Origin of the sequence: Opitutus sp. ER46, assembly GCF_003054705.1 — a bacterium.
Taxonomy (GTDB): Bacteria; Verrucomicrobiota; Verrucomicrobiia; order Opitutales; family Opitutaceae; genus ER46.
This window is the reverse complement of the sequence record NZ_QAYX01000025.1, coordinates 577,783-603,314: the sequence shown is the minus strand read 5'-3', so window position 1 is coordinate 603,314 and position 25,532 is coordinate 577,783. Positions and strand designations below refer to the sequence as shown.

The window sequence follows — 25,532 nt, the reverse complement described above, 5'->3', positions numbered from 1 at the left end:
CCGGCGGCTCAGGCCCCGTTCCGCCCCCAGCAGTCGATGATCTGCCGGGCCACCGTGCCCGTCCGGGGAATCTCCGGCAGCGCCTCCCTGCGGTACCACCCAGCCTCGGTGATCTCCTTTCCGTCCACCTTGATGTCCCCGGCCACCCAGCGGGCCGTGAACCCTATCATCAGTGAGTTCGGGAAAGGCCACGGCTGGCTCGTGATGTAGCGCAGGTCATCGATCTCAATCCCGACTTCCTCCCGCACCTCACGGATTGTCGCCTGCTCCAGCGTCTCGCCGGCATCCAGAAACCCCGCCAGCAGGCTGAACATTCCCGGCCGGAAATTCCGATTGTGCGCCAGCAGCAACTCGGACCCACGCGTCACCGCCACGATGATCGCCGGTGAGACGGAAGGAAAATACAGCGCCTGGCACCGCGGGCACCGCCTCGCCCGCTCCTCAGCCACGTCCACCATCGGCGCGCCGCATGCGCCGCAAAACTGATGGCGGCGATCCCACCAGAGCAACTGCCGCGCACAACTCATCGCCTGCGTCTGGCCGGGCGTCAGCAACCCCAGTAACGCGCGGGTGTCGTGCCACTGCCAACCCGCCGGCGCCTCCGCCTCCGCCCGCGCCACCGCCATCGTCCAGCAGGCTGCGCCTTCCACCTTCCCGAGATGCAGCGGCTTGCCCGCAACCTCCGTCCAGCCCGCCAACTCGGCAAAGCTCGGCAGCGTCACGGCCTCCACCATCTCAGGACGCGCCAACAGGCGGTCGCCTTGAACGACCAGGCACAAATCAGCCGATGCTGGCGCCGCTCCTGGCGCATAGTGATGAACAAAGGGCATGCGGCCAGACGCTAGACGCGCCCGGCCAAGCTCTGCACGCCCGTTCCTTGCGCGCGAGCGCCCCCCAAAAGTGCTACTCCGCCACCGCCACCGGGTTGCGCTCGCCCCGCGCGCGGGATTTGCCACGATCCGCGCCCATGTTTCGCCGCCTCATGCTCCGAATCGCTTCCGTGGCGCGCCGCCTCCTGCCGCCGCTTCTGCCAGCTCACCGCCCGCTCCGTCCACTCTCACTTTCACTCTCACTTTCACTTTTCTTCTCCTCCACCAGCCACGCCGCGTTCGCGCCTGACAAGCTCTCCGCCATCGACACCGCAGTCGGCGCCGCGATCGCCGCCCACGAGATACCCGGCGCCGTCGTCTGGATCGAGCACGGCGAGGACCACTACACCAAGGCGTATGGCGACCGCGCCGTCTCTCCCGTCCGCGAGCCCGCCACGCTCGACACCATCTATGACGCCGCCTCGCTCACCAAGCCCATCGCCACCACCACGGCCATTCTCCAGTTGGTCGAACAGGGCCGGCTCGCACTCGATGCCCCGGTCGCGCGCTACTGGCCCGAGTTCGGCGCCCACGGCAAGGACGCCGTCACCGTGCGCCAGCTCCTCACCCATATGTCCGGCCTCCGGCCCGACCTCTCGTTGCGCGATGCTTGGTCCGGAACTGACACCGCACTCTCCCTGACCACCGAGGAACGTCTGCAGCACCCGCCTGGCACCCGCTTCGTTTACAGCGACATCAATTTTATCGTGCTCGGAGAACTGGTCCGCCGGGCCAGCGGACAACCGCTCGCGGCCTACGTCGCCGAGCACGTCTGCCAACCGCTCGGCCTGCGCGACACCGGCTTCCTGCCGCCTGCCGCGCAACGCCCGCGCATCGCCCCCACCCAACTCACCGCCGGCGTGATGCTGCGCGGCGTCGTCCACGACCCAACCGCCCGCCGCATGGATGGCGTCGCCGGCCATGCCGGCCTCTTCACCACCGCCGCCGACCTCGCGCGTTTCTGCCGCATGCTGCTTGGCGGCGGCGCGCTTGAGGGCGTCCGTATCCTGAAACCAGAGACTGTCGCCGCCCTGTCGCTCGGTCAGCCGGAAGCTCAGGGCCTGCGCGGGCTCGGCTGGGACGTCAATTCGCCGTACGCCAGCGTCCGCGGACGCTGGTTCCCCGCCGGACGCTCATACGGCCACACCGGCTGGACGGGCACCAGCGTCTGGATCGATCCCGTCTCCCGCACCTTCGTCATCGTCCTCACGAACCGCGTCCACCCCGACGGCAAGGGCAACGTCATTCCGCTCCGCCAGACGATCTCCACCCTCGCCGCCGAGGCCATCGGCCTCGACGCATCGGCCGTGCGCAACGGCATCGACGTCCTGGAACGCGACAACTTCGCCGCCCTCCGCGGCCTGCGCGTCGGGCTCATCACCAACCAGAGCGGTCGCGACCGCGCCGGCCGCTCCACCATCGACCTTCTGCACACGGCGCCCGGCGTCCGGCTCGTGGCGCTGTTCAGCCCCGAACACGGCATCCGCGGCGAGGCCGACGCCACCGTGCAGGATGCGCGCGACCAGAAGACCGGGCTCCCCATCTACAGTCTCTATGGTCCTTCCCCGGCGCGCGCGCCGGGGACGTCCGACGCCGAACACGACCTCGCGGTCATCCGCGCCCGCGCGCCCCGCGCCGAACAACTCGAGTCGGTCGACGCGCTCGTGTTCGACATCCAGGACATCGGCGCGCGCTTCTACACCTACGCCTCTACCCTCGGCGCGTCCCTCGAAGCGGCCGCTCGCGCGCACAAGAAGTTCTTTGTGCTCGACCGCGTAAATCCCATCAACGGCCGCGACGTCGAGGGCCCCGTGCTTACGCTCCCGCCGAGCTTCATCGGTTTCCACTCCGTCCCTGTCCGCCACGGGATGACCGTCGGCGAACTCGCCCGTCTCTTCAACGCCGAGCGCGGTTGTCCCGCCGATCTCATTGTCGTGCCTTGCGAGCACTGGCGGCGCAGCACCTGGTTCGACGACACCGGTCTCGCCTGGGTTAACCCGTCGCCCTCGATGCGCTCTCTCGCCGCCGCCACGCTTTACCCCGGCCTCTGTCTGCTCGAGCGCACCGCCCTCTCCATGGGCCGGGGCACCGCCACCCCGTTCGAACAGGTGGGCGCGCCCTACATCGATGGGGCGGCTCTCGCCCGGGAACTCACCGACCAGGCCCTGCCCGGCGTTCGCTTCGAGCCGGTCCGTTTCACGCCCTCCATGGCGTTCTATCCCGGTCCCGAGAGCACTCTGAAGTACCGCGGGCAGGAGTGCGGCGGCGTGCGCGTGATCCTCACCGACCGCAACCAGGCCGCCGTCGTCGATGTCGGCGTCGTCCTGGCGCTCACCCTGCAGCGACTGTATCCGGAACACTTTGACGTGGCGCCCATGGCACGCTTCGTCGGCGACCCTGCCATCCTCGCCCTCATCCGCGCGGATCGGCCGCTGCCGGAGATCAAGGCCGCATGGGTCCGGGGGCTCGACGCGTTTCGCTCCCGCCGCCAAACCCATCTGCTCTATCGCGACTAGCCCGCGCCCACGCGGCCCTCACTTTCCCCTTCTTTCTTCCCCATGAATCCGCATTTCAACTCGGGCGACTGGCTCGTGATCGTCGTCTACTTGGCCGGCATTGTCGCGCTCGGCGTCTGGTTCGGCAAAGACCAGCGCAACACGCGCGACTACTTCCTCGGCAGCCGCAACATTCCCTGGTGGAGCGTCGGCGTGTCCATCGTCGCCGCGGAAACCAGCGCGCTCACCATCATCGGCGTCCCCGCCATCGCGTTCGGCGGCAACATCGGGTTCATCCAGATGATCATCGGCTACGTGATCGCCCGCGTGATCCTGGCGATCGTGATGGTCCCCCACTACATGAGCGGCGAGATCTACTCGCCCTACCAGCTGCTGGAACAGCATCTCGGGGCCGGTCCGCGGCGCCTCGCCGGCGCGTTCTTCCTCTTCCTTGAAACCATGGCCGCCGGCGTGCGCGTGTACGTGGCCTGCATTCCGATCCGCCTCCTGCTCGGCGAGCAGGTCTGCAGCTTCGGCGGGCTCCTCGATCCCATCCTCGGCGCCATCGTCCTGTTTGTCGGCCTCTCCCTCCTCTACACCTACATCGGCGGTGTGAAGGCCGTGATCTGGACCGACGCCGTGCAGTTCGCCCTGTTCCTCGCCGGCGGCCTCTTCGCGCTCTACTACATTCCAACGCGCATCGAGGGCGGGCTCGACGCCGTCATCGCGCAGGCCAGCGCCTCCGGCAAACTCGCCTGGTTCAACCCGCACTTCACGTTCTCCGCTCCGTTTAACATCTGGATGGGTGTGCTCGGCGGCACCGTCCTCGTGCTCTCCACCCACGGAGCCGAACAGCTCATCGTCCAGCGCGTGCTCGTCTGTCGCAACGTGACGGACGGACGCCGCGCCCTCTTTCTCAGCGCCGTCCTGATCTTTCCGCTCTTCTTCATCTTCCTGCTCGTGGGCGTCATGCTCTGGGTTTTCTACCAGAGCCACCCCTTCCTGATGCCGGTCCCGGAATCGCGCCCGGGGATCAAGTCCGACGACTTCATCTTCCCGATCTTCATGATGACCGAGGTGCCACACGTGCTTAAGGGCTTTCTCATCGTCGCCATCCTTTCCGCCGCGATGTCGTCGATCAGCTCCGCCATCACTGCCCTCGCCTCGGTTTCCACCATGGACTTCGTGAAGCAGATGCTGCGCGACCGCTCCGAGGCGTTCTTCCTTCGCTTCAGCAAGTACTCGACGGTCTTCTGGGCGCTCGCCCTGGTCGGCGTCGCCTGGCTCACCCGCGAGGTGCAGTTCGTGCTCAACGCCGCCTTCTCCCTCCGCGGGCTCACCAGCGGTGCCCTCCTCGGCGGCCTCATCCTCGCGTTGTTCTTCCGCGGCGTCGGCGCGCGCGCCACGATGATCGGCATGGTGGCCTCGCTCCTCACCATGAACGTCCTCTACTGGCCGCCCAACATTCCCGCGATCAAGCCTTGGTGGCTCGCGACCTTCGGGGGCGAGGTATTCTGGCCCTGGTTCACGCTCATCGGCACCGTCGTCACGCTCGCCACCGCCGCCGTGTTTCGCCCCCGACGCGCACCTGAAAGGCGTTAGCAGTTTCGCCGCACGCCGCGGCCTTTTCGGACTGGCCAGCCCGCGCAAAGGTTCGAAGTCTGGCCCGATGCGTATTGCTCCCGCCCTCGGTGCGATGCTCGCCGGCATCGCGTTCTCCTCCGCTGTCTCGGCCGCCGCCCCCAGCGCCGACCCCGCCGTGGCCCCGTTCGAATTCAAGGCCGACCGCTTCGCCGACATCCAGGTCCTGCGCTACCAGGTGCCTGGTTTCGAGCAGCTCTCCCTCCGCCAGAAGAGACTGGCGTACTACCTCACCCAGGCCGGACTCGCCGGGCGCGATATCTTCTGGGACCAGAAGTACCGCCACAACCTCCTCGTCCGAAAGACCCTCGAGGGCATCCTTACCTCCTACTCCGGCCCTCGCTCCGGCCCGGAATGGGAGGCGTTCACCACGTACGCCAAGCGCGTGTTCTTCGCCAGCGGCATCCACCACCACTACGGCAACGCCAAGATGCTGCCGGAGTTCTCCCCGGCCTACCTCGCCAGTCTGATCGCCAAGTCCGACGCCGCGCAGCTTCCCCTCGCCGGCAAGTCCGTGACCGCCTTCGCCGAAGACCTCACGCCCATCCTTTTCGACCCCAAGACCGACGCGAAATCCACGAACCTCGACGCCGGCATCGACAACGTTCTCGGCTCCGCGAACAACTTCTACCGCGGCGTCACCGCCGCCGAGGTTGAGGCCTACTACGCGGAAAAGACCCGCACCGGCAACCCGCGCCTGTCCTACGGCCTCAACTCCCAGCTCGCCAAGATCGACGGCCAGCTGGTGGAACGCACCTGGAAGGTCGGTGGCATGTACGGCCCCGCGATCGAACAGATCGTCGGCTGGCTGCAGAAGGCCGCCACCGTCGCGGAGAACGACCTCCAGAAGCAGACCATCGAACATTTGATCCGGTTCTATCAGACCGGTGACATCAATGATTTCGACCAGAGCTGCATCGCCTGGGTGAAGGACACCCAGTCGCGCGTCGACTTCGTCAACGGCTTCATCGAGGTCTACGTCGACTCCCTCCAGAAGCGCGGCTCGTACGAGTCGGTCGTCAGCATGCGTGACGAGGTCGCAACCAAGCGGATTGCGGCTATTTCCGATCAGGCCCAGTGGTTCGAGGACCACGCGCCCATCATGAAGGCCCACAAGAAGGCCAGCGTGAAAGGCATCTCCGCCAAGGTCATCACCGTCATCGGCGAGACCGGCGACGCCGCCCCCTCCACTCCGATCGGCATCAACCTCCCCAACGCCGAATGGATCCGAGAGCAGCACGGCTCGAAATCCGTCTCCCTCAGCAACATCACCGCGTCCTACAACGACGTGCAGTCCAAGAGCCCCGTCACGGCCGAGTTTGGCTCCAGCCCCGAGGTCATCACCCGCCTCAAGCAGTGGTCGGCTCTCGCCAGCGATCTGCACACCGACATGCACGAGGTCATCGGGCATGCTTCCGGCCAGATCAACCCCGGCGTCGGCACCACCGACCAGACGCTCAAGAACTACGCCGGCACCCTCGAGGAGGCACGTGCCGACCTCGTTGCGCTCTACTACATCATGGATCCCAAGCTCGTGGAGATCGGCGTGATGCCATCCCTCGCCGTCGGCCAGGCGGGCTACGACAAGTACGTCATGAATGCGCTGATCACCCAGCTCTACCGCATTCAGCCAGGCCACAACCTTGAGGAGGCCCACATGCGGAATCGCCAATTGGTGGCCGCTTGGGCGTATGAGAAAGGTCGCGCTGAAAACGTCATCGAGCGCTTCTCGCGCGACGGCAAAACCTTCGTCCGCATCAACGACTATGCCCGGCTGCGCGCGCTCTTCGGCGACCTCCTGCGCGAGATCCAGCGCATCAAATCCGAGGGCGACTTCGAAGCGGGCAAGGCCCTCGTCGAGAACTACGGCGTTAAGGTCGACCAGGCGCTCCTCACCGAAGTGCACCATCGCTACGCCCCCCTGAACATCGCCCCCTACATGGGCTTCATTCAGCCGAAGCTCTTACCCGTCCAGAAGGGCGACGAAATCGTCGATGTGCGCGTTGAATACCCGACCGACTTTCTCAGCCAGATGCTGGAATACGGTCGCGAACACGCCTTCCTCCCCGTAGAGAACTGATCCGTAGCCATCCGGCCGCCGCACCCGCGCGCGGCCGGGCGCGCGCTCCCGCCGCGCGAACTTTCCGCCCGCCCCCAGCTCCGTTTACGCGGAAATGTCCGATAGCTTTTATCTCTGCCCCGATGAATCCTCTCGATGAAGCGCACGTGCTCGTAGTCGACGACGACGCCGACTGCGGTCGCTCCATGGCCCGATGGCTGGAGTCGACCGGCTTCCGCGTTTCACTGGCCAACGGACCGACCGAGGCGGACTCGTTCCTTGCCGTCGGCGCGTTCGATGCCGTCCTCAGCGACGTACGCATGCCCGGCAACACGCAACTCGAGTGGATCGACCGCGTGCTCCGCAAACCCGCGATTCCTCCGGTCATCCTCATCACCGGCAATCCCGAGCTGCCCACCGCGATCCGCGCCGCGAATCTCCCGATCGCCGCATACCTGGTCAAGCCGCCCGATCTCGCGGAGTTGAAGATCTTGCTCCAGCGCGCCGTCCAACTCCACCGGCAGAAGCTCGGTCTGGAGGCACTCGTGCGCGACCTCGAAGCGATGCACCGCAACGACGCCAACCTCGACCCGCGCGAACGCGTTGTCCTCGAGGAAATGTGCCGCGTCGGCACCGCCCTCGCCGCCGAGCGCCGCCACGGACTCATTGCTCGCATTGCGCCCTCGGCCGACGCCTGGCGCTTCGCCGTGGCCGACGCCGTCGCCGTGCTGGAAAAGACCAAGCAGAATTTCCGCTCCAAGGAGCTCGGCGCCCTGCGTCAGCGGCTCTCCAGCCTGCTGAGCACCCCCTCCACCCCTGATTCCGCCCCTGAGGGGTAACAGGCCGTAATACTACGGCATCGAGAATTCGCGGCTTAAGTCACCGGCCACCGCGCCGATAACACCGCCAGCGTTGCGGTGCGCCTCCCCGGTGCGACCGCCTGATTCGGTCGGGCTTCGGGCCCGAAAGGATAAGGAGCGACGCGAGCGGGTCCCGTTTTGGGATCCCGCGTCAACCCAGCTCCATGTCCCGCTTCGTCTGCTTCTCCTGCCTTGGTCGCACCCCGTGCGTCCGCGCCAACACCCCGGCGCGGCAGGACTGATCCCTATGCCTTCGCCGGTCGCAACGACCGGCCCTCTTTCACCACCCAACGCCTACCACCGCCTCCACACGCATCCCGCCATGAACTCTTGGACCATCGGAAAACGCATCACCCTCGGTTACGTCGCCGTCCTCATCGCCACCGTCGCAATCGGCCTCTTCGCCCTCAGCCGGCTCTCCGTCATCTCCGTCCAGTCGGATAACATCACCCACAGCACGCTTCCACAAGTGACGGCCGCAGGTGAAATCCTGAGCAACACGCTTCAGGCGAACGCATCCCTCCTGCGTCACATCCTCAACACCGACCCCACCGTCGCGTCGAAGATCGAGGGCGACATGGGCGAGATCGTTGCTGCCAACAACAAACTCTACCAGGTCGTTGAAAACGGCGCCACCTCTCCGGCAAGCCAGGCGATCATCAAGCGCATGGTCAGCGCTCGCGAACTCTACATCAAGGCCCGCAACGGCGCCCTTGAGTTCAGCCGCGTCAACAAGAACGCCGAGGCATACGCCGCGTATGAAGGGTCCGTCCGGCCCGCGTACGTCGCCCTCCGAGACTCGCTGCGCGAACTAGTCGCCCATTACACATCCGAAGGCGACCAGGCCAGCACCGCGATCAACGGCGCGATCACCGCATCCGAACGCTTTATCCTGATCGGTATCGTCGCTGCCGTGGTTCTCGCCGGCGGGTTCGGCTTCATCATCATCCGCGGCACCAACCGCGTGCTCACCAACGCCACGCAGGCCCTCGATGAGGGCGCCGTCCAGGTCACGTCTGCCGCCGGCCAGGTCTCCAGCGCCAGTCAGTCGCTCGCCGAAGGCGCCAGCGAACAGGCCGCGAGCCTCGAGGAGACCAGTTCCTCGCTCGAGGAGATGTCCTCGATGACCAAGCGCAACGCCGACAACGCCAATCACGCCAAGGAACTCTCCGCTCAGACCCGCCAGGCTGCCGATACCGGCACGTCCGACATGGACGAGATGAAGGCGGCCATGACTGCCATCCAGGAATCGTCCGCCGGGGTCTCCAAGATCATCAAGACCATCGACGAGATCGCGTTCCAGACGAACATCCTCGCGCTCAACGCCGCCGTCGAAGCCGCCCGTGCCGGCGAGGCCGGCGCCGGCTTCGCGGTCGTGGCCGATGAGGTCCGCAACCTCGCCCAGCGCTCCGCCCAATCCGCCAAGGAGACCACCGCCAAGATCGAGGACGCCGTCTCCAAGTCCGAACGCGGCGTCGCCATCTCGGCCAAGGTCGCACAGTCCCTCGCCGAGATCGCCGAGAAGACCCGCAAGGTCGACGCCATCGTCGCCGAGATCGCCACGGCCTCCAACGAGCAGAGCCAGGGCATCGACCAGCTCAACACCGCGGTCGGCCAGATGGACCAGGTAACACAATCCAACGCCAGCAACGCCGAGGAAACCGCCTCCGCCGCCGAGGAACTGAACGCCCAGGCCGTCTCCCTCCAGGAGTCGGTCGCGGACCTCCGCAAGCTCGTTGGTGGCGGCGCTCGCCCGGTCCAGACTCTCACCTCCGCTGCCGCCCGACGCTCCGCCAAACCCGCCCGGAATGTTGCCGCCTCCCCCGCGATCGGGAAGCACGAGTCGGCCGCGCCCAGCCGCAAGGCCAGCGCGCCCGATCACGCCATCACGCCGGAAATTCAGCTCAATGGCAACGGCCGCGCCCACACCAACGGCCATGCCGGCGCCGAGCTGAATTTCAAGGACCTGTGAGCATCACTTAGTTACCTCTTCCCCGTCGGTTCTTAAAACCTGTGCGACGTTCGGTCCCGCGACCGGCGTCGCACTCGCAATTTTTGGTGGCCATCGCAAGCGGCGCAGCCCCTGCCCGAACCGGGCGGACCCGTCCGCCTGGTTTCTGTCAGTTGGGAAAGCCCCAGGTGCCCGGCGATTCCAGCACAGTCTCGAGCTTCGCCAACACGCCCGGCAGGTCCCGCTCGGCGTTCTCCAACTGCCGCGCGTACTCGGCGTCGCTGATCAGTCGGTCCATCATCCCGCTCGTCTCCGCCTCGCGGATCGCCTGCCGCATGCGCCGGCCCCGCTCGCCCCCCACCTTCTTGGCGATCGCCAGTAACAGGTCTCGTCGGGTCTTGGCCATGGGCGCGGGAGGCGGGGTCGGAGAGTGCGGAGCGGAACGCGCCAACTTCTAGCCGGCATCGGCATCGTTGGAATCACAAACTTCCGCCCGAGCCCCAGTGGCTGCGCCGTCGACTACCCTCACTTCAGGGTTCAAATCACCGGCCGGATCGGGCACTGCTGGTGTCGTGCCGCCTCTCGCCGCCCCCGCCCCACTCCGCGTCGGTCTCATCGGTCTCGATACGTCGCACGTCGTCGAGTTCACCCGGCTCCTTAACGACGCCGCTCATCCCGAACACGTCCCCGGGGCCCACGTGGTCGCGGCCGTCCACAGCGGCAGCCCCGACATGCCGGAGAAGAGTTGGGCCCGCATCCCCGGTTTCGCCCACACCCTCGCCACCGCCTTCGGCGTGCAGCTCTGCGGCGCGATCGCCGATCTTCTGCCACTCGTCGACGCCGTCATGATCGAAAACGTCGACGGGCGAAAACACCTCGAGGTCGCCCGCGCGGTTCTCCCCGCCGGCAAGCCGGTGTTCATCGACAAACCCCTCGCTGCCTCGCTCGCCGACGGCGCCGAGATCATCCGGCTCGCGCGCGACAATCAGGTGCCGTGTTTTAGCGCCTCCACCCTCCGCTACGCCCCCGAGGTCACCGCTCTTGCCACGCCCGACGTGCGCACGGTCTTGGGCATCACGCCGTGCGACTACGAACCGCACCACCCCGACCTTTTCTGGTATGGCGTCCACGGTGTCGAAACCCTCTACGCCGTGCTTGGTGCCGGCTGCGAATCCGTCTCCCGTACTCACACGGCCGACACCGACGTCGTTACGGGCCGCTGGAGCGATGGACGCATCGGCCTCTTCTGCGGCCATCGCGGCACCTCCGCCGGTCACGGTTGCCAGGTGTTGCGTCCTTCCGGTTGGAGCGGCGGCCCTGTCGTACCGCGCTACGCACCTCTGGTTCGCGAGATCGTGCGCTTCTTCCAAAGCGGAGTTTCGCCCGTGGGCGCCGACGAGATGCTCGAGGTGCTCGCCTTCATGAGCGCCGCCGAGGAGAGCCAGCGCCGTGGCGGCGCGGCCGTCGCGATCGCCCCGCTCACGTAGACACAAAGAACGCGGCCCCGCAGTGGGGCCGCGCCGGAAGTGAGAACGCCGCGCGCTTACGGCGTGGGCGTGGTGCTGCTCGTCGAGGTCGCGTTGCCTGTGCCCGTCGTCGCATTGCCTGCGGCCGAAGCGCCCGTCGAACCCGCCGAATTCATGCTCGAGCCGCTCGTGCCCGTCGTGCTGGAGCTGGTGGACGCGCCCGTATCCGTCGTGGACGTGGAGCTTGAGCCATACTGGTCAGTGTTGCTGCGAGTGCCCTTGTTGCAGCCGGCCATGCCCAGCGCGAGGGCAGCGATTGCGGCGGCGGTAAACGTGATTTTTTGTGTCTTCATAGGTTGGTTTCCCAAGTTGCGGTGATGAGCGAACTGCCCTGCACGCCCTTGCCCCGGGAGGAGGATAACCGTCGGCCAGCGGCCGGCTGTCATGCAAAGCGGTCCGTTGCCCGTCCAGTGCACGAGCCACCGTCCGGACACGGCGTAGAGTAGCGTTCCCGCGCCCGGAGTGTCGGCGTCCTTCCCCGATTCCCGGATAGTCCAAAGCCCTCCCCCGCCCCTCCGTCCGATTCCCTACTCTTTCTCATACTCTTCCTCTTTCTCTTACTCCCCACCGTTCTCATTCGCGTTCTCGGCCTCGGCCGGCTGCCGCCGGCCGAGCCGCCGCAATCCGACAGATCCGACCGATCCGATGGATCCGACCGATCAGTCCGATCGCACTGATCCGCCCACCCGATCGGATCGCCCGTCACCTCGCTCGCTCCCGCAGCCCCCTTCAGTCTTCCGCCTTCGTTCCTTCAGCCTTCCCCATTTCCGGCTTATGCCGCTGCGCGGCATAAGCCGGAAATGGGTTGCGCTCGCCCCGGCTCTCGCGTTTTCCCTCTTCGGCAACAGGGGCTAATTCGACCTCGGTTGCCGCTACGCACCATGTCCTTGCTCCCGTTCTCCAGCCAGCTCATCGCCGACGTCGGCATCTCTTTCGGCGACGAAGGCAAAGGTCGGCTCATCCCTGAAGTGGCCGACGAACTCCGCGGCACCCGCGCCCCCGTTTCCGTGGTGCTCAAGGTCAACGGCGGCGCCAACTCCGGCCACACCGCCGGCGGCATCAAACTCAACCTCCTGCCCGCCGGGGTCGTCGTCCAGGACGCACCCCACCTGTGCATCGGCAGCGGCGTCGTCGCCGACCCGCGCAAGATCAGCTGGGAAATGCTCCCGCTGGAAAAAAAGGGCTACGCCATCGCCTCCCGCCTCCTCATCGACGAGCGTGCGCTGGTCTCCGACCTCACCCATCGGCTTCTCGACCTCGCATGGGAGGACTACCGCGTGAGCATTCTCGCCGAGGAGCCGCGCGGCTCGACGGGCCGCGGCATCACGCCGTCGTATCTCGACGAGGTTGGCCAGTGGCAGATCACCTACTCCGATTTCCTCGCCGGCCCCAACTACTTCGCCCGCAAGCTCGCCGCCCGCGCCGACCGCGCCTGCCGCACCATCCAGCACGTCTGCCGCGTCAGCGCCGAAGCCTGGCACAACTGCTTCGACAAGCTCACCGCCGCCGAGCTGCGCGCCAACGCCGACGCCATCGAGCTCGGCGTGTTCTCCAAGGACGAGTTCGACTTCACCCGCTTCCGCGGCAACGCCCCGTTCACGCTCAACCTCGACGCCCTCACCGAGACCTACTGGGCCGCCGGCACCGCCCTCGCCCGCAACATCGGCGAGGTCCGCGAACTCATCCTCCGCGAGCTCCGCGCCGGCCACACCATCATCGGCGAGTTCGGCCAGGCCTACTGGCTCGACAAGCGGCACGGCTTCTCTCCCAACGTCACCGCCTCGCACACGTTCACCCCGGAGTTCTTCGAGAGCGCCGGCATCCCCGTGCAACGCATCCACGCGTTCGGCGTCGCCAAGGCCTACGACACCAAGGTCGGCACCCACACGTTCATCACCCAGATGGACGACGCCCACCCGCTTGCCGTGAAGCTCAAGCAGATCGAGTTCGGCACCAGCACCGGCCGCCAGCGCATGGTCGGCTGGTACGACGCCGTCGAAAAGGGCGACGCCCTCCGCTACGGCGGCTACCAGGACTTCATGATCAACAAGCTCGACGCGCTCACCCACTCCGGTGACTGGCAGGGCAACCTGCAGGTTTGCGTCGCGTACGAGTCCGCCGACGGCCGCCGCTTCACGCACGTGCCGCGCAACGAAGCGGTCCGCAAGACCCTCCGCCCTGTGTACGTCAACTACCCAGGCTGGGCCGAGGACGTTTCCAAGGTCCGCCATTTCAGCGCCCTCCCGCACAATGCGCAGCGCTACGTCGGCGCCATGGTGAAGTCCGTCCTCGACGTCGCCTTCGCCGGCCAGCCACTCCCGCCGGCCAACCAGTTGCCCAACCTCCGCTACCTCGGCGTCGGCCCTCAGCCGTCCCAGATCATCAAGGACGTGCCGTCGACGATGGAACTGGTCCAGCTCGCCCGCTGAGTCGCCGCCCCGTCGCGCCGCTTCTCGTCCGCGGCGCGCCGGCCCGGTCTCCACACCGCCGCCGACGCGTCGTGTCCTCCGCCGCCTCTCGCCTCTGCTGATGTCGCGCGAAACCTGCTACCGCTGCTTCTGGCCGAAGCCGCTCTGCTGGTGCAGCTCCATCACGGCGATGCCGACGCGCACGCGCTTCGTGTTCCTGATGCATCCCAAGGAATACAAGCAGGAGAAGGCCGCCACCGGCCGGCTCACCCACCTGTGCCTCGCCAACAGCGACGTGCACATGGGCATCGGCTTCGACGACCACGCGCCCGTGCAGGAGATCCTCCGCGATCCGCACAACCTCTGCGTCCTGCTCTACCCCGGCCCCGCCGCGCTCAACCTTTCCCACACCGCGCCCGACTCCCCCGCCCTCGCCCCCTGGCGCGAGCAGCTTCAGCACCGCCAGCTCGTCGTCCTCCTCCTCGACGCCACCTGGGCGCTCGGCCGCAAGATGCTCAAGCTCAGCCCGTCGCTCCAGCGCCTGCCTCGCGTCATGTTCACCCCCTCCGCCCCAAGCCGGTTCGTCATCAAGCAGCAGCCGGCCGAGGGCTGCCTCTCCACGCTCGAGGCCGTCCACGAGCTCCTCGTCGCCCTCGAACGCGCCGGGCTCGACGCCTACCCGCTTCCCGATCAACTGCTCGGGCTCTTCGCCCGCATGCAGGACTTCCAGATCCGCTGCGCCACGGATCCCAACCGCCCGGGCTACCGCCGCTCCGGCTATCGCGCCCCCGGCGACCGCAAGGCCTTCCACGGCCAAAGCGCCCTCCGCCGCGCCCGTCTCTTCCCCGGCCCCTAGCGCGCCAGCGCGCGCAGAAGTCAGATGCCGGTTGTCAGATGTCAGAAGTCAGAGGTCAGACGTCAGCCGGACCCGGACACCGGTGCGTTCAGGACATCCTATACAAATTCCTCGGTTCTGAGAACTGGCATCTGCCCCTCCGACATCCCGGCCCTCTAGGTTCCGGCTTCCGTCGACTTCCGTCCTCCGCGTCCTCCGGCCTCGGTCCTCCGGCTTCCGACCTCTGGCTTCCGTCCTCTGGCTTCCGTCCTCCGGCCTCTGGCCTCCGACCCTGCCCCTGGAGTTGCGCCCGCGGACCCGGCCCATAGCTGTGCTCGGATGCAACGCGACACGAACGAGGGCGGAGGCGCGCCGATGACCGACCAGTCCCGGCGCTACCTGCCCTGGCTGGTCGCCGTGGCGCTGTTCATGGAGAACCTCGACGCCACCATCGTGAACACCGCGGTGCCCACGATGGCGGAGAGCTTCCACGTCGAGCCGCTCAGCCTCAAAGCCGTCCTCACCAGCTACACGCTGAGCCTCGCCGTGTTCATCCCCATCAGCGGGTGGGCCGCCGACCGCTTCGGCACGCGCAGCGTCTTCCGCTGGGCCGTCGCGCTCTTCCTGCTCGGCTCCATCGGCTGCGGCCTCGCCCTCAACGTTCCGCTGCTCGTCACCGCCCGCATTGTCCAGGGCATCGGCGGCGCCATGATGACGCCCGTCGGCCGCCTCGCCCTCGTCCGTGCGTTTCCCCGCTCCGAGATGCTGCGCACGATGAACTACGTCGTCATCCCCGCGCTCATCGGCCCGCTGCTGGGCCCGTTCACCGGCGGGCTCATCGTGCACTTCATGCCGTGGCGCGTGATTTTCTTCCTCAACATCCCGCTCGCGCTCGTCGGCCTCTGGCTGATCCGCCGCCACATGCCGGACTTCCGCGACGCCTCCGCTCCCCCTCTCGACCGCACTGGGTTCCTGCTCTTCGGCGCCGGCATCGCCCTGCTCTCCTACGTGCTCGAGGTGTTCGGCGAACATCGCATGGCGGGCGGCCCCATCAGCATGCTCCTCGCCGCCTCCCTCCTGCTGCTCGCGCTTTACGGTTGGCACTCGCGCCGCGCCCACCATCCCGTCCTGCAACTCCGGCTGTTCCGCATCCGCACCTTCCGGCTCTCCGTCGCCGGCGGCTTCGTCACCCGGCTCGGGATCGGCGGCATGCCGTTCCTCCTGCCCCTCCTCTACCAGATTGGCCTCGGCTTCCCGGCCTGGAAGGCCGGACTCCTCACCATGCCCCAGGCCGCCGCCGCCATCGGCATGAAGATCATCAGCCGCCCCATCCTCGCCCGACTCGGTCATCGCGTCGTCCTGATCACCAACACCGTCCTCCTCGGGCTCACCATCACGGTCTTCACCCAGATCGACCGTCACACCGCGATCTGGCATATTCTCCTGCTCAGCCTCGCCCAGGGCTTCTTCTCCTCCCTGCAGTTCACGAGCATGAACTCGCTCGTGTTCGCCGACGTTGCCGATCGCAATGCCAGCAAGGCCAGCAGCATCTCCAGCACCGCCCAGCAGCTGTCGCTGAGCTTCGGCGTCGCCTTCGGCTCGCTCCTCGCCGGCTGGTTCCTCGGCGGCGTCGACCAGTCGCAGTGGCAGCAGACGATTCCCGCCCTGCACAAGGCCTTCTTCACGATGGGCGCCCTCACCATTCTTTCATCGCTCACGTTCTGGAATCTCGACGCCAACGACGGCAACAATGTGAGCAACCGCACCCCGCGCCCCCGCCCGCGCCACCAGGTCCGCGCCGACGGCCGCGCCTACATCTAGCAGCCGGATTTCGGCCCCCGCCGGCCAAAATTCGACTACCCTCGCGCCTGGCCGCTTCGCCCGCCCCCGCCTGGTCGGCGCTCCAGCCCGCCCCCGACCTGCCCCCAAAAAAAACATAAGTCCTGCCCCGCAAAATGGCGCCGCCATTTTGCTTAGCCGGATTTCGGCCCCCAGGTCGAAATCCGGCTCCGAAAGCCGGCTCAGAACTCGCGCACCACCGGCTTGCCCTCGAGCCAGGCGGCCATGTTCAGCACGAGGAAATTCCAGTTTTGGAAGCCGCGGTTGAGCACCGGCTCGCCGCTCTCCGGCAGGTAGTATTCGTGCAGTGCGCCAAAGCGTTCGAAGTCGCGCCCCAAGAGCCGCACCGTCCTCTCCGCCAGTTCGCGCGCGTCGGACTCAAACCCATAGTCCACCAGCCCGCGCCATACGAGGTAGTTGGATACACCCCAGATCGGGCCGGTCCACAGCGAGGGATTCCCTGACGCCCGCACGTTGTACATCTTCTCCAGCGGCGAGAGCGTGCGCACGCCGTACGGGGCATTGAAACGGCGCGTGTCCCGGTAGTGCTGCTGCACGATCCGCTGCGCCTGCTCCGGCGTGGCGATGCCCGCCCACAGCGCGAGAAACCCCGACCACACATCGAGCCGCTGGATCAGGCAGTCGTACTCGCGTGGGTTCCCGGCATGCAGCGGGAGTTTGCGGTCGGCGCTGAACGGGTGGCCGTCGTACGGCAGCAGATTCAGGTCGACGCTGTAGAAGAACCCGTCGCGCTCGTCCCAGCAGTGCCGCTGGATCGCCGCCTTCAGTTCGTCCGCATCGCGCTGATACAGCACCGCGATCTCCTCCTGCTTCAGGCAGCGCGCGAGGTACACCAGCGCCTTGAGTTCCTTGTACATGAGGCAGTTCAGGTAGATCGAGCCCGAGCTCTTCGCCGGCCGCATGAACGTCGCCGGGTCGTTGTCCACCCCGATTGCCTCGTCATTGTTCCAGAAGTACAGCCCGGTTGGCGCGTGCCGCTGGTGGTGTCGGTACTTGTCCACGAATGCCTGCAGGAAGAAGAAGCGCTCACGCAACCACTCCGCGTCGCCCTGGTTCAACTGCACGAGAAACGCCGCGTGCTGCGCCAGGCAGGGCTTGTGCATGTTCGTGTCGTAGATCGCCACGTCCGCCTTGAGCGTCTTCCGGTCCGGCGAATTCCGCTTCAGCAGGATCGGAATCCAGCCGTCCATGCCCCCGTAGTTGAGAAAGTTCAGCACGCAGCCCTGCTCGTAGGCCAGCGCCTTGGTCCGCTCTTCCGCCGTGCCGCGTTCGAGCATGATCTGCCGCAGCGCGACATTGCTGAGCCACGAATCCCAGTCCCATAGGATGTCGCCGTATTGCTTGCTGCCGGGCGTGAGGAAGGGCGCGACAAACGCCCCGCCCTTCTCCCGAAACATCCCTTGGTAATCCCGATAGATGCTTTCCCGGATGATCGGCACGTACCGCGCCACGTCGTCCTTTGACTGCCCGCCCGGCTCCGCCGCATAGCCACTCGCGAGCGCCGCCGCGAAACCAACGAACACCAGCCAGGAGATTCTCCGCATCATAGGGGTAAGAGATGCTCGACACGACAGCGCCCCCGCCGCCCCGTGTCACCCCGTTTCTCCGCCCTTAGCCCTCGTTCTCGTTCTCGGCGCCGCGTCAGCGCGGCGCCTCATACCGTCCAACATCATCCCCCAGGAATCACTCCGCCCGTCCGCCGCCTGGAGCTTTCTCTTACTCTTCCTCTTTCTCTTTCTCCGGCATCAGGCGCGCTTCGCGCGCGCGGGCTAGACTGCCATCGCCTCCGCTGATTCAGAGAGCACGAGCGGGAGAACGAGGAAGAGGAAGATCAAGAGTAAGAGTAAGACCAATACGCTGCCCCGGTCACTTGTGATCCCACGGCAGGTGAACCTCCAGCCGGGGGTGTTTCCACACTTCAAACACCTCAAACATCTTGCCGGGATTCAGCACGCCGCGGGGATCGAGCGCATCTTTCACCGCCTTCATCGCCTTCACCTGCGCCGGCGAATGCTGGATTCGCAGGAAGGGCGTCTTCGCGAGACCGATGCCATGCTCGCCCGAGATCGAGCCCTCCAGCGCGACCACCGTCTCCATGAGCTTCTGCACCGTCTTCTCCGCCACCCGGCACTCCGCCGGGATGGCTTTGTGATACATGATGTTCACGTGCAGGTTGCCGTCGGCGAGATGCCCAAACGTCGGAATGTGCAGCCCCGACTCGCGCTTCAGTCGTGTGAGGAACTGCGCGAATCGCACGTAGTTCTTCATCGGAACGACAATGTCCTCGTTCAGCTTGGCGTCACCGAGCTCGAACATCGCGCCCGAACACTTGCGGCGCACCGCCCAGAGTTGCTCCGCCTCCTCGCGGTCCTTCGCCGCGCGAAACGCCGTCGCCTGCTCCTGCGCCCACGCCAGCGCCGCCTCCCGCTGCTCCGCGACATCCGACACCGATCCGGTGAACTCGAGCAGGATGACCGGCCGGCCCGCCTGCCCGGCAAAGATGTCCCGCCCTGTCGCCCGCTCCGCACACAGCACGCTCTCGCGGTCCAGGAACTCGCAGATCGCCGGCTGCACGCGCGCCCGGAATAGCGCCAGCGCCGCCCGCAGCGCGACCGTCTCGTCGCGGAACGAGGTCAGCAGCGTCCACCGGTCCGCCGGCGCCGGAATCAGCTTCAGCACCGCTCCCGTGATCACGCCGAGCATGCCTTCGCTGCCAATCCACAGGTCGCGCAGGTTGAACCCCGCCGAGAACTTCTTCGTCGCCGTGCCCCACTCCACGAACTCCCCGGTCGGCAGGAACCCCCGCAGTGCCACGACAAAATCCCGCGTGACGCCATACTTGCCGCCGTGCATGCCGCCGGCATTGCAGGCGATGTTCCCGCCGATCGTGCAGTACTCCTTCGACGACGGATCCGGCGGATAAAACCACCCAGCCGCCGCCGCCGCGCGCTGGATGTCCGCGATCTTCGCGCCCGCGCCCGCATGCAGGAGTCCCGCCTCCGCGTCGACCCGCAGCTTGTTCAGCGCCAGCGTGTCGAGCACCCACCCGCCGCGCACCGGCGTCGCCGCCCCGGTCAGCGTCGTCCCGCGACCCCGCGTCGTCACCGGCACGCCGTGGCGATTCGCCAGCGCGAGCAGGATGCCGACGTCGGCTTCCTTGCGGACCTTGATCACGGCCTGGGGACGAAAGGGAATCTTGGCGCTGTCGAATGAAGCCTCGCGCAGCGAGTCCTCGTCGGTGCGGACAACGCGCGGTCCGAGCTTCTTCAGCAATTGGGCGGTGGCGACGGCAAACGGCTTCATGCGCAGCAGGCACGGCTAGCCGAGCGGGCGGTCGCGGCAACGCAAATTCCCGGGCACCACGCGGTCGGGCGCCACGCCACCGGCCAAATGGCCGGCGCGCCGGCTCCTGCCAAAGTTTCGCCTTCCTTCACGCGGACACGTGTGCGAGAAGCGACGCCTTCGCTTTTCTCCCATGACAAAAATCCTCCTCACCACGACCTCTTTCCAGGATACCCCGGGCGAGCACCATAAGTTGCTGGCCGAGACCGGCTGGGAAGTCATCACCGCCCGCGGCCCGCTGAACGAGGCCGACACGCTGGCGCTCGTTGGCGACGTCGACGGCTACATCTGCGGCGACGACATGATCACGCGCCAGGTCCTCGAGAAGGCCCGCCCCAAGCTCAAGGTGCTGTCGAAGTACGGCATCGGCGTGGACAAGATCGACGTGAAGTCCTGCACCGAGTTCGGCCTGCCCCTGCTCTTCACGCCGGGCGTCAACCACACCACCGTCGCCGAGCACACCTTCCTCCTCCTGCTCGCCCTTGAGAAGAACCTCCTCTTCCACACCGACTCGACCCGCGCCAACACGTGGAAGCGCAAGACGGGCCACGAGTTGCTCGACAAGACGATCGGCATCATCGGGCTCGGCCGCATCGGCAAGGAAGTCGCCATCCGCGCCAACGCCTTCGGCATGCGCCCGATCGGCTTCGACGTCTATTGGGACGAGAAGTTCGCCGCCGCGCACAACGTCCAGCGCGCCGCTTCGCTCGATGAGATCTACGCGAAGTCGGATTACATTTCGCTGCACACCAATCTGACGCCGGAGACGCGCGACATGATCAGCGCGAAGTCGATTGCGAAGATGAAGAAGGGCGTGCTGATCCTGAACTGCGCCCGCGGCGAGATCGTGCACACCTCCGATATGGTCGAGGCGCTTAAGTCCGGGCAGGTCGGCGGCTACGGCTGCGACGTGCTCGATCAGGAACCGCCCGCGCCGAACCACCCGCTCCTGAAGCTCCCGAACGTCGTCTGCACGCCGCACATCGGCTCGCGCACGCACGAGAGCGTCCAGCGCCAAGCCGTCGCCGCGGTCACCAACCTCATCCGCGCCATGCGCGGCGAGAAGCCCCTCGCCCAGGTCAACCCCGAGGTTCCCGTCAAGAAGGTCGTCTGACGCTTTCCGGGCGGCGCGTCCACTCACCCGCCGCCCTCCGTTCGGGTCACTCCCATCGTTCGTCCGCACTTCGCGTCCGCCCCTCACTCTCTCAGTCCCTCACTCCCTTTTCCCTCCCTTATGTCCGAAACCTTCTACGTCGTCCCTGAAGCGCAGCACAACGCGCTCGTTGAAGCCGCGTACAAGAAGCGTGGTTACTCCGGCCAGGAGGCCGCCGCTGCCGCTCGTTTCTGTGCCGAAGCCACCCGCCATGGCATCCGCACCCACAACGCGATCAAGGCACTCCACCTCGATCACCTGTTCGGCTCCGGCGCCGGCGGCTGCAAGCCCAAGGCCAAGATCGAAAAGGTGAAGACCCGCTTCCGCGGCGCCCAGGTCTGGAACGCCAACCGGAAACTCGGGCAGGCCACCGGCTACGCCGCGATCGAGACCGCCATCAAGCTGGCCGACCGCTACGGCGTCGGCATGGTCTCCGTCGACAACGCCTTCCATTACCTCTGGGGTGGCGGCTACGTGATGGAGGCCGCCCGCCGCGGCTACATCGCCTACACCAACTGCACCGCCGCGCTCTCCGAGGTCGTGCCATTCGGCGGCAAGTACCCGACGCTCGGCACCAACCCGCACTCGTGGGGCTTCCCGACCGCCGCCGCGATCGGCTACCCGATCGTGATCGATTGGGCCACGTCCGTCGTCGCCATGGGTCGCGTCCAGCAGCTCGCCCGTGAAGGCAAGCAGTTGCCCCCGAACGCCGCCGTCGACGAAAACGGCACGCCCACGACCGATCCGACCAAGGCGAAATACCTCCTGCCCTTCGGCGGCCACAAGGGCTACGGGCTCTCGCTCATGAACGAGCTCATCGCCGGCTTCATCGGCGGCTCGCTCCCGACGCTCCGCAACCGCTGGGACAAGGTCGGGGATGACAAGGGCACGTGCTGCTTCTTCTTCCAAGTGTGGCATCCGGACGCGATGAACGCCGGCGCCTTCGCCAAGGGCCGCAACCAGTCCGAGAACGTGAAAGCCGTCATCGGCGACATCCTCGGTCACGGCAACGACGCCTGCATGCTCCCCGGCCAGCCGGAAGCCCAGGCCGCCGCCCGCAGCGCGAGCAACGGCGGTCTCCTCTTCTCCGAAGCCGAGATCAACGCCTTCAACGAAGTCGCCGCCGAGATCCGCCAGCCCAAATGGGAGATCCCGACCCTCAAGGTCGCGGTCTGATCTCCATCGCTCGTCCCGCTTTTTTCCACGCCGGCCCTCAAATCGGGGGGCCGGCGTTTTCGTCTCCAGGTTCTCGTTCTCGTTCTCGTTCTCGTTCTCGTTCTCGTTCTCGTTCTCGTTCTCGTTCTCGGCCGGCTCACGCCGGCCGTCCATCAGATCGATCTCCCGAAGCGCTCTACTCCAATATCCACCGCATGCGCGCCGCGGTCGCTTTGCCCATGCCCGGCACCGCGGCCAGTTCCTCCGCCGTCGCCGCCGCCACCCGCTGCACCGACCCAAACGCATCGAGCAGCTTCTCCGCCCTTTCCACGCCCACGCCGGGCAAACCCTGGAGAACGAACAGTTGCCGCGCCCGGCGACCCTTCGGCCGGTAGCCGTGCCGCTCGAAGACCCCGCTCGCACACCGCATCGCCTGGCGCCCCAATTGCACCAGCAGGCGCCCGGTCTCAGCGGCGTCTTGCGATCGCAGCACGGGAACCCCGAACAGCACCGTGCCTGTGATCAGCGCCCCCTGCAGGGCCTCACGCCGGACGCCTGTCTGCCCCATCGTCGCCGCCGTTCCCTCCAGAATCACCACCGGTTGGCAGCCCACGCCCATGTCCTCGGCACAATCAACCGGTTCGCCATGCGATCTGAGCGCCGACAATGCCGCCACCTGCCGGAACCAGCGGCCGTCCACCACTGAGATCGCGAAATCACCGAGCGTTTTTCGCTCTACGATATGGCTTCCCGCCACGAGATAGTCGCCCACCCGCAACCGCTCAACGCGCAGCTCCACATCGTCCCGGACTTCCAGCTCCTCCAATACTCCGCTTCTCCTCTCCCGATCATCCGCCACCACCCGCACCTTCCCGTCATGTTCGCTCATGACAGGACCCTATGTTTCCATTTCTTTCCGCCAATCCTTTTTTACTGTTCTCTCTGCCCCGCATCGTGTTTCTGCATTCACGCCCCACCTCTTCCGTATCGCTTCCCTCATCGATATCCGCCCCGCTCGTGTCCCATTCTCACCCTTCGCTTTCCCCGCTCTCCGCCGCTCACCCGTTTCCAACCACGCAGCTTTCCCTACCATCCCTGCCCCCTTTGTCGGTTTTCGCGCCGCGAAAACCGCTCGGACCGTCTGAACTTACGCCATTCGCCCGCGTCTTTCCCAGCGGCAACTTTCCCCGCCGACAGCCGACTGGCTGACCGTCGCTTTCATTTCCGCCGTTCCCTCCCGATGAACCGCCGCCTCCTCCTGCTCGCCTCCGCCTGCCTCCTTGCTCCGCTCGCCAGCCCCGCCGCCCTGGACCGCGAGGGTATTGTTCGCCGCCACACTGTCCGCGTCACCGAGGTCAACCCAGAGAGCCCGCTCAGCGTTGGCAATGGCGACTTCGCCTTTACCGTCGACGCCACGGGCCTGCAGACCTTCGAGACGCTCTACCACGAGAAGGGCATCCCGCTCGAGACGCTCTCCACCTGGGCCTGGCACTCGTTCCCCAACCCCGAGGGCCTCACGCTCAACGACGCCATGGTATCGTACGATTTCCACGGCCGCTCGATCCCGTTTGCCGGCAAGCAGAACAGCCCCGCCGGAGCCTATTTCCGCGAGAACCCCCATCCGATCCCGCTCGGCCAGATCAGCCTGCTCTACCAGGGCCGGCTCGTGCGGCCCGACGAGATCAGTGCCATCGACCAGACGCTCAATCTCTGGACCGGCCTCGTGCGCAGCCGCTACACGCTCGCGGGCCAGCCCGTCACGGTCGAGACAGTTGCGGACGCCACCCAGAGCATCGTCGGCATTCGCATCATTTCCCCGCTCGCCCGGCGCGGCGAGTTGGCCGTCCGCGTACGCTTCGCCTACTCCTACAAGCCCGGCGGCCGCAACAAGCCGCCGCTGGTCTGGGACCAGCCCGACAAACACCAGACCGTCATCGCCCACCGCAGCGCCAATTCCGCCGTCCTCGCCCGCACCCTCGACGCGAGCCACTACGCCACGACGCTCAACTGGCTCGGCGCTGCCAAGCTCGAGGAGACGGCCCCGCATGAATTCCGGCTCACGCCCGATGCCACCGACACCCTCTCCTTCACCTGCGCCTTCACGCCGTCCGCGCCAGCCGGCGACACCGGCAGCACGTACGAGTCGATCCACGCCTCCAGCATCAAGGGCTGGGCCGATTACTGGACGCAGGGCGGCATGATCGATCTCTCCGCGAGCACCGATCCGCGCGCCGCCGAGCTCGAGCGTCGCGTCATTCTCTCCCAGTACCTGATGCGCGTGAACTACGCCGGCGCCTTCCCGCCCGCCGAGGACGGCCTCACCAACATCACCTGGTTCGGAAAGCACAACTCGGAGATGTACTACTGGCACGCGGCGCAGTTCTACGTCTGGGGCCGCACCCACCTGCTCGAGAAGGGCCTCGCCTGGTACCAGCAGATCCTCCCGCTGGCGCTGGCCGACGCAAAATCTCAGGGCTTCGAGGGCGCCCGCTGGCCCAAGATGGCCGGCATCGACGGCCGCCCGTCACCAGGTTCGATCAATCCTTTCATCATCTGGAATCAGCCCAACCCGATCGCGCTCTGCGAACTCGTCTATCGCGCGCGGCCCGATCGCATGACGCTGCAGAAATACCAGGACATCGTTTTCGAGTCCGCCCGGTTCCTCGCCTCGTTTGCCCAACTTGATCCCCAGACCCAGCGCTACGTGCTCGGACCTCCGGTGAAAAACGTCAGCGAGGACTCCGGTGAGAACAAAACCCGCAACCCCACCTTTGAGCTCGCCTACTGGTACTACGGCCTGAAGGTCGCCCAGACTTGGCGCGAACGCCTCGGTCTCAAGCCCGAGCCGCTCTGGGCCGACATCCTCGCGCGGCTCACGCCGCTGCCGGTGAAGGACGGCAAGTACCTTGAGATCGAGACCTTCCCCGAACTCTACGCGCGCGAGAAAAACCTGCCGACCTCCATGCTCATGGCCCTCGGCTTCATGCCCAAGGTCGACGTCGTCGACCTCGAGACACTCCGCCGCACGTTCCACGAGGTAAACCGCCGCAACGGCGTTGATCACTGGAGCAGCTGGCAGGTTGGCCAGGCCGCCCTCACTGCCGCCCGCCTCGGCGAGCCCGAGACCGCGGTCCACATCGTCACGATGAAGACCCCCACCAACCGTTTCATGAACGCCGGCCACGTGCGCCGGCCGAAAGAACCCGCCGGTTGCCCCGCCTACCTGCCCGTCAACGCCTCCGTCCTCCTCGCAGTCGGCCTCATGGCCGCAGGCTGGGATGGCGCGCCTGATGTCGCCGCCCCCGGTTTCCCGCAGGATGGCAAGTGGGTCGTCAAGGCCGAGGGGCTGAACAAGATGCCCTGAACCGGACGATCGAC

General features: G+C 66.6%; 18 protein-coding genes. 12 read left to right on the top strand and 6 right to left on the bottom strand.

Going from position 1 to position 25,532, the window contains the following annotated elements:
• Positions 1 to 8: 8 nt before the first annotated feature.
• Positions 9 to 830, bottom strand: coding sequence for an NAD(+) diphosphatase (gene nudC, locus DB354_RS20740; protein ID WP_107837544.1), 822 nt, complete (start codon positions 828 to 830; stop codon positions 9 to 11).
• Between the two features lie 152 nt (positions 831 to 982).
• Between nudC and DB354_RS20735 the strand changes: the two genes are divergently transcribed.
• The 5 genes from DB354_RS20735 (at position 983) to DB354_RS20715 (ending at position 9,896) form a co-directional block, all read left to right on the top strand.
• On the top strand, positions 983 to 3,385 hold the full coding sequence (locus tag DB354_RS20735) for a serine hydrolase (RefSeq protein WP_107837782.1): 2,403 nt from the start codon (positions 983 to 985) through the stop codon (positions 3,383 to 3,385).
• 42 nt (positions 3,386 to 3,427) lie between these two features.
• A complete protein-coding gene (locus DB354_RS20730) occupies positions 3,428 to 4,966 on the top strand; it encodes a hypothetical protein (RefSeq protein ID WP_107837543.1) in 1,539 nt (512 codons plus the stop codon).
• 67 nt (positions 4,967 to 5,033) lie between these two features.
• Entirely contained in the window at positions 5,034 to 7,085 is a 2,052-nt protein-coding gene (locus DB354_RS20725) for a dihydrofolate reductase (RefSeq protein WP_107837542.1), read from the top strand.
• 122 nt (positions 7,086 to 7,207) lie between these two features.
• A complete protein-coding gene (locus DB354_RS20720) occupies positions 7,208 to 7,903 on the top strand; it encodes a response regulator (RefSeq protein ID WP_107837541.1) in 696 nt (231 codons plus the stop codon).
• Positions 7,904 to 8,246: 343 nt separating this feature from the next.
• On the top strand, positions 8,247 to 9,896 hold the full coding sequence (locus DB354_RS20715) for a methyl-accepting chemotaxis protein (RefSeq protein WP_233256716.1): 1,650 nt from the start codon (positions 8,247 to 8,249) through the stop codon (positions 9,894 to 9,896).
• 148 nt (positions 9,897 to 10,044) lie between these two features.
• Here DB354_RS20715 and DB354_RS20710 read toward each other — a convergent pair whose 3' ends face one another.
• Complete coding sequence (locus DB354_RS20710) at positions 10,045 to 10,281, bottom strand: hypothetical protein (RefSeq protein WP_107837540.1); 237 nt, start codon at positions 10,279 to 10,281, stop codon at positions 10,045 to 10,047.
• 166 nt (positions 10,282 to 10,447) lie between these two features.
• Between DB354_RS20710 and DB354_RS20705 the strand changes: the two genes are divergently transcribed.
• Positions 10,448 to 11,362: a Gfo/Idh/MocA family oxidoreductase gene (locus DB354_RS20705; protein ID WP_107837539.1), complete on the top strand. Its 915-nt coding sequence runs from the start codon at positions 10,448 to 10,450 to the stop codon at positions 11,360 to 11,362.
• 56 nt (positions 11,363 to 11,418) lie between these two features.
• On the opposite strand, the gene DB354_RS22120 is transcribed toward DB354_RS20705, so the two are convergent.
• A complete protein-coding gene (locus DB354_RS22120; protein ID WP_146180353.1) occupies positions 11,419 to 11,694 on the bottom strand; it encodes a hypothetical protein in 276 nt (91 codons plus the stop codon).
• 588 nt (positions 11,695 to 12,282) lie between these two features.
• Between DB354_RS22120 and DB354_RS20690 the strand changes: the two genes are divergently transcribed.
• The 3 genes from DB354_RS20690 to DB354_RS20680 all read left to right on the top strand — a co-directional run bounded on the left by DB354_RS20690 (position 12,283) and on the right by DB354_RS20680 (position 16,465).
• On the top strand, positions 12,283 to 13,830 hold the full coding sequence (locus tag DB354_RS20690; RefSeq protein ID WP_107837536.1) for an adenylosuccinate synthetase: 1,548 nt from the start codon (positions 12,283 to 12,285) through the stop codon (positions 13,828 to 13,830).
• Positions 13,831 to 13,930: 100 nt separating this feature from the next.
• The gene (locus DB354_RS20685; protein WP_107837535.1) at positions 13,931 to 14,665 is read left to right on the top strand and encodes a tRNA-uridine aminocarboxypropyltransferase; all 735 of its coding nucleotides are present in this window, start codon (positions 13,931 to 13,933) and stop codon (positions 14,663 to 14,665) included.
• A 318-nt stretch (positions 14,666 to 14,983) separates the two neighbouring features.
• Positions 14,984 to 16,465 (top strand): MFS transporter, encoded by a 1,482-nt coding sequence (locus tag DB354_RS20680; protein ID WP_233256715.1) that lies wholly within the window; start codon positions 14,984 to 14,986, stop codon positions 16,463 to 16,465.
• Positions 16,466 to 16,665: 200 nt separating this feature from the next.
• Here DB354_RS20680 and DB354_RS20675 read toward each other — a convergent pair whose 3' ends face one another.
• Positions 16,666 to 18,051, bottom strand: a complete 1,386-nt coding sequence (locus DB354_RS20675) for a trehalase family glycosidase (protein ID WP_107837534.1) — start codon at positions 18,049 to 18,051, stop codon at positions 16,666 to 16,668.
• A gap of 319 nt (positions 18,052 to 18,370) precedes the next feature.
• On the bottom strand, positions 18,371 to 19,807 hold the full coding sequence (locus DB354_RS20670) for an FAD-linked oxidase C-terminal domain-containing protein (RefSeq protein WP_107837533.1): 1,437 nt from the start codon (positions 19,805 to 19,807) through the stop codon (positions 18,371 to 18,373).
• A 172-nt stretch (positions 19,808 to 19,979) separates the two neighbouring features.
• Between DB354_RS20670 and DB354_RS20665 the strand changes: the two genes are divergently transcribed.
• Together DB354_RS20665 and DB354_RS20660 are read left to right on the top strand one after the other, a co-directional pair.
• Positions 19,980 to 20,960: a phosphoglycerate dehydrogenase gene (locus DB354_RS20665; protein ID WP_107837532.1), complete on the top strand. Its 981-nt coding sequence runs from the start codon at positions 19,980 to 19,982 to the stop codon at positions 20,958 to 20,960.
• Positions 20,961 to 21,080: 120 nt separating this feature from the next.
• Positions 21,081 to 22,175, top strand: a complete 1,095-nt coding sequence (locus tag DB354_RS20660) for an Ldh family oxidoreductase (protein ID WP_107837531.1) — start codon at positions 21,081 to 21,083, stop codon at positions 22,173 to 22,175.
• A 175-nt stretch (positions 22,176 to 22,350) separates the two neighbouring features.
• Here DB354_RS20660 and DB354_RS20655 read toward each other — a convergent pair whose 3' ends face one another.
• Positions 22,351 to 23,043 carry an ERCC4 domain-containing protein gene (locus DB354_RS20655; protein WP_107837530.1) on the bottom strand — a complete coding sequence of 231 codons (693 nt, stop codon included), beginning with the start codon at positions 23,041 to 23,043 and terminating at the stop codon, positions 22,351 to 22,353.
• Positions 23,044 to 23,394: 351 nt separating this feature from the next.
• Between DB354_RS20655 and DB354_RS20650 the strand changes: the two genes are divergently transcribed.
• Positions 23,395 to 25,518: a hypothetical protein gene (locus DB354_RS20650; protein ID WP_107837529.1), complete on the top strand. Its 2,124-nt coding sequence runs from the start codon at positions 23,395 to 23,397 to the stop codon at positions 25,516 to 25,518.
• The last annotated feature ends 14 nt before the right edge of the window (positions 25,519 to 25,532 follow it).

Bases quoted from the DNA above. Each gene is read 5' to 3' on its own strand.
- DB354_RS20680 (WP_233256715.1), top strand. From the start codon at position 14,984: ATGCAACGCGACACGAACGAGGGCGGAGGCGCGCCGATGACCGACCAG.
- DB354_RS20660 (WP_107837531.1), top strand. From the start codon at position 21,081: ATGTCCGAAACCTTCTACGTCGTCCCTGAAGCGCAGCACAACGCGCTC.
- DB354_RS20650 (WP_107837529.1), top strand. From the start codon at position 23,395: ATGAACCGCCGCCTCCTCCTGCTCGCCTCCGCCTGCCTCCTTGCTCCG.
- DB354_RS20715 (WP_233256716.1), top strand. From the start codon at position 8,247: ATGAACTCTTGGACCATCGGAAAACGCATCACCCTCGGTTACGTCGCC.
- DB354_RS20710 (WP_107837540.1), bottom strand. From the start codon at position 10,281: ATGGCCAAGACCCGACGAGACCTGTTACTGGCGATCGCCAAGAAGGTG.
- DB354_RS20665 (WP_107837532.1), top strand. From the start codon at position 19,980: ATGACAAAAATCCTCCTCACCACGACCTCTTTCCAGGATACCCCGGGC.
- DB354_RS20725 (WP_107837542.1), top strand. From the start codon at position 5,034: ATGCGTATTGCTCCCGCCCTCGGTGCGATGCTCGCCGGCATCGCGTTC.
- DB354_RS20730 (WP_107837543.1), top strand. From the start codon at position 3,428: ATGAATCCGCATTTCAACTCGGGCGACTGGCTCGTGATCGTCGTCTAC.
- DB354_RS22120 (WP_146180353.1), bottom strand. From the start codon at position 11,694: ATGAAGACACAAAAAATCACGTTTACCGCCGCCGCAATCGCTGCCCTC.
- DB354_RS20690 (WP_107837536.1), top strand. From the start codon at position 12,283: ATGTCCTTGCTCCCGTTCTCCAGCCAGCTCATCGCCGACGTCGGCATC.
- DB354_RS20720 (WP_107837541.1), top strand. From the start codon at position 7,208: ATGAATCCTCTCGATGAAGCGCACGTGCTCGTAGTCGACGACGACGCC.
- DB354_RS20655 (WP_107837530.1), bottom strand. From the start codon at position 23,043: ATGAGCGAACATGACGGGAAGGTGCGGGTGGTGGCGGATGATCGGGAG.
- DB354_RS20675 (WP_107837534.1), bottom strand. From the start codon at position 18,051: ATGATGCGGAGAATCTCCTGGCTGGTGTTCGTTGGTTTCGCGGCGGCG.
- DB354_RS20685 (WP_107837535.1), top strand. From the start codon at position 13,931: ATGTCGCGCGAAACCTGCTACCGCTGCTTCTGGCCGAAGCCGCTCTGC.
- DB354_RS20670 (WP_107837533.1), bottom strand. From the start codon at position 19,807: ATGAAGCCGTTTGCCGTCGCCACCGCCCAATTGCTGAAGAAGCTCGGA.
- DB354_RS20735 (WP_107837782.1), top strand. From the start codon at position 983: ATGCTCCGAATCGCTTCCGTGGCGCGCCGCCTCCTGCCGCCGCTTCTG.
- nudC (WP_107837544.1), bottom strand. From the start codon at position 830: ATGCCCTTTGTTCATCACTATGCGCCAGGAGCGGCGCCAGCATCGGCT.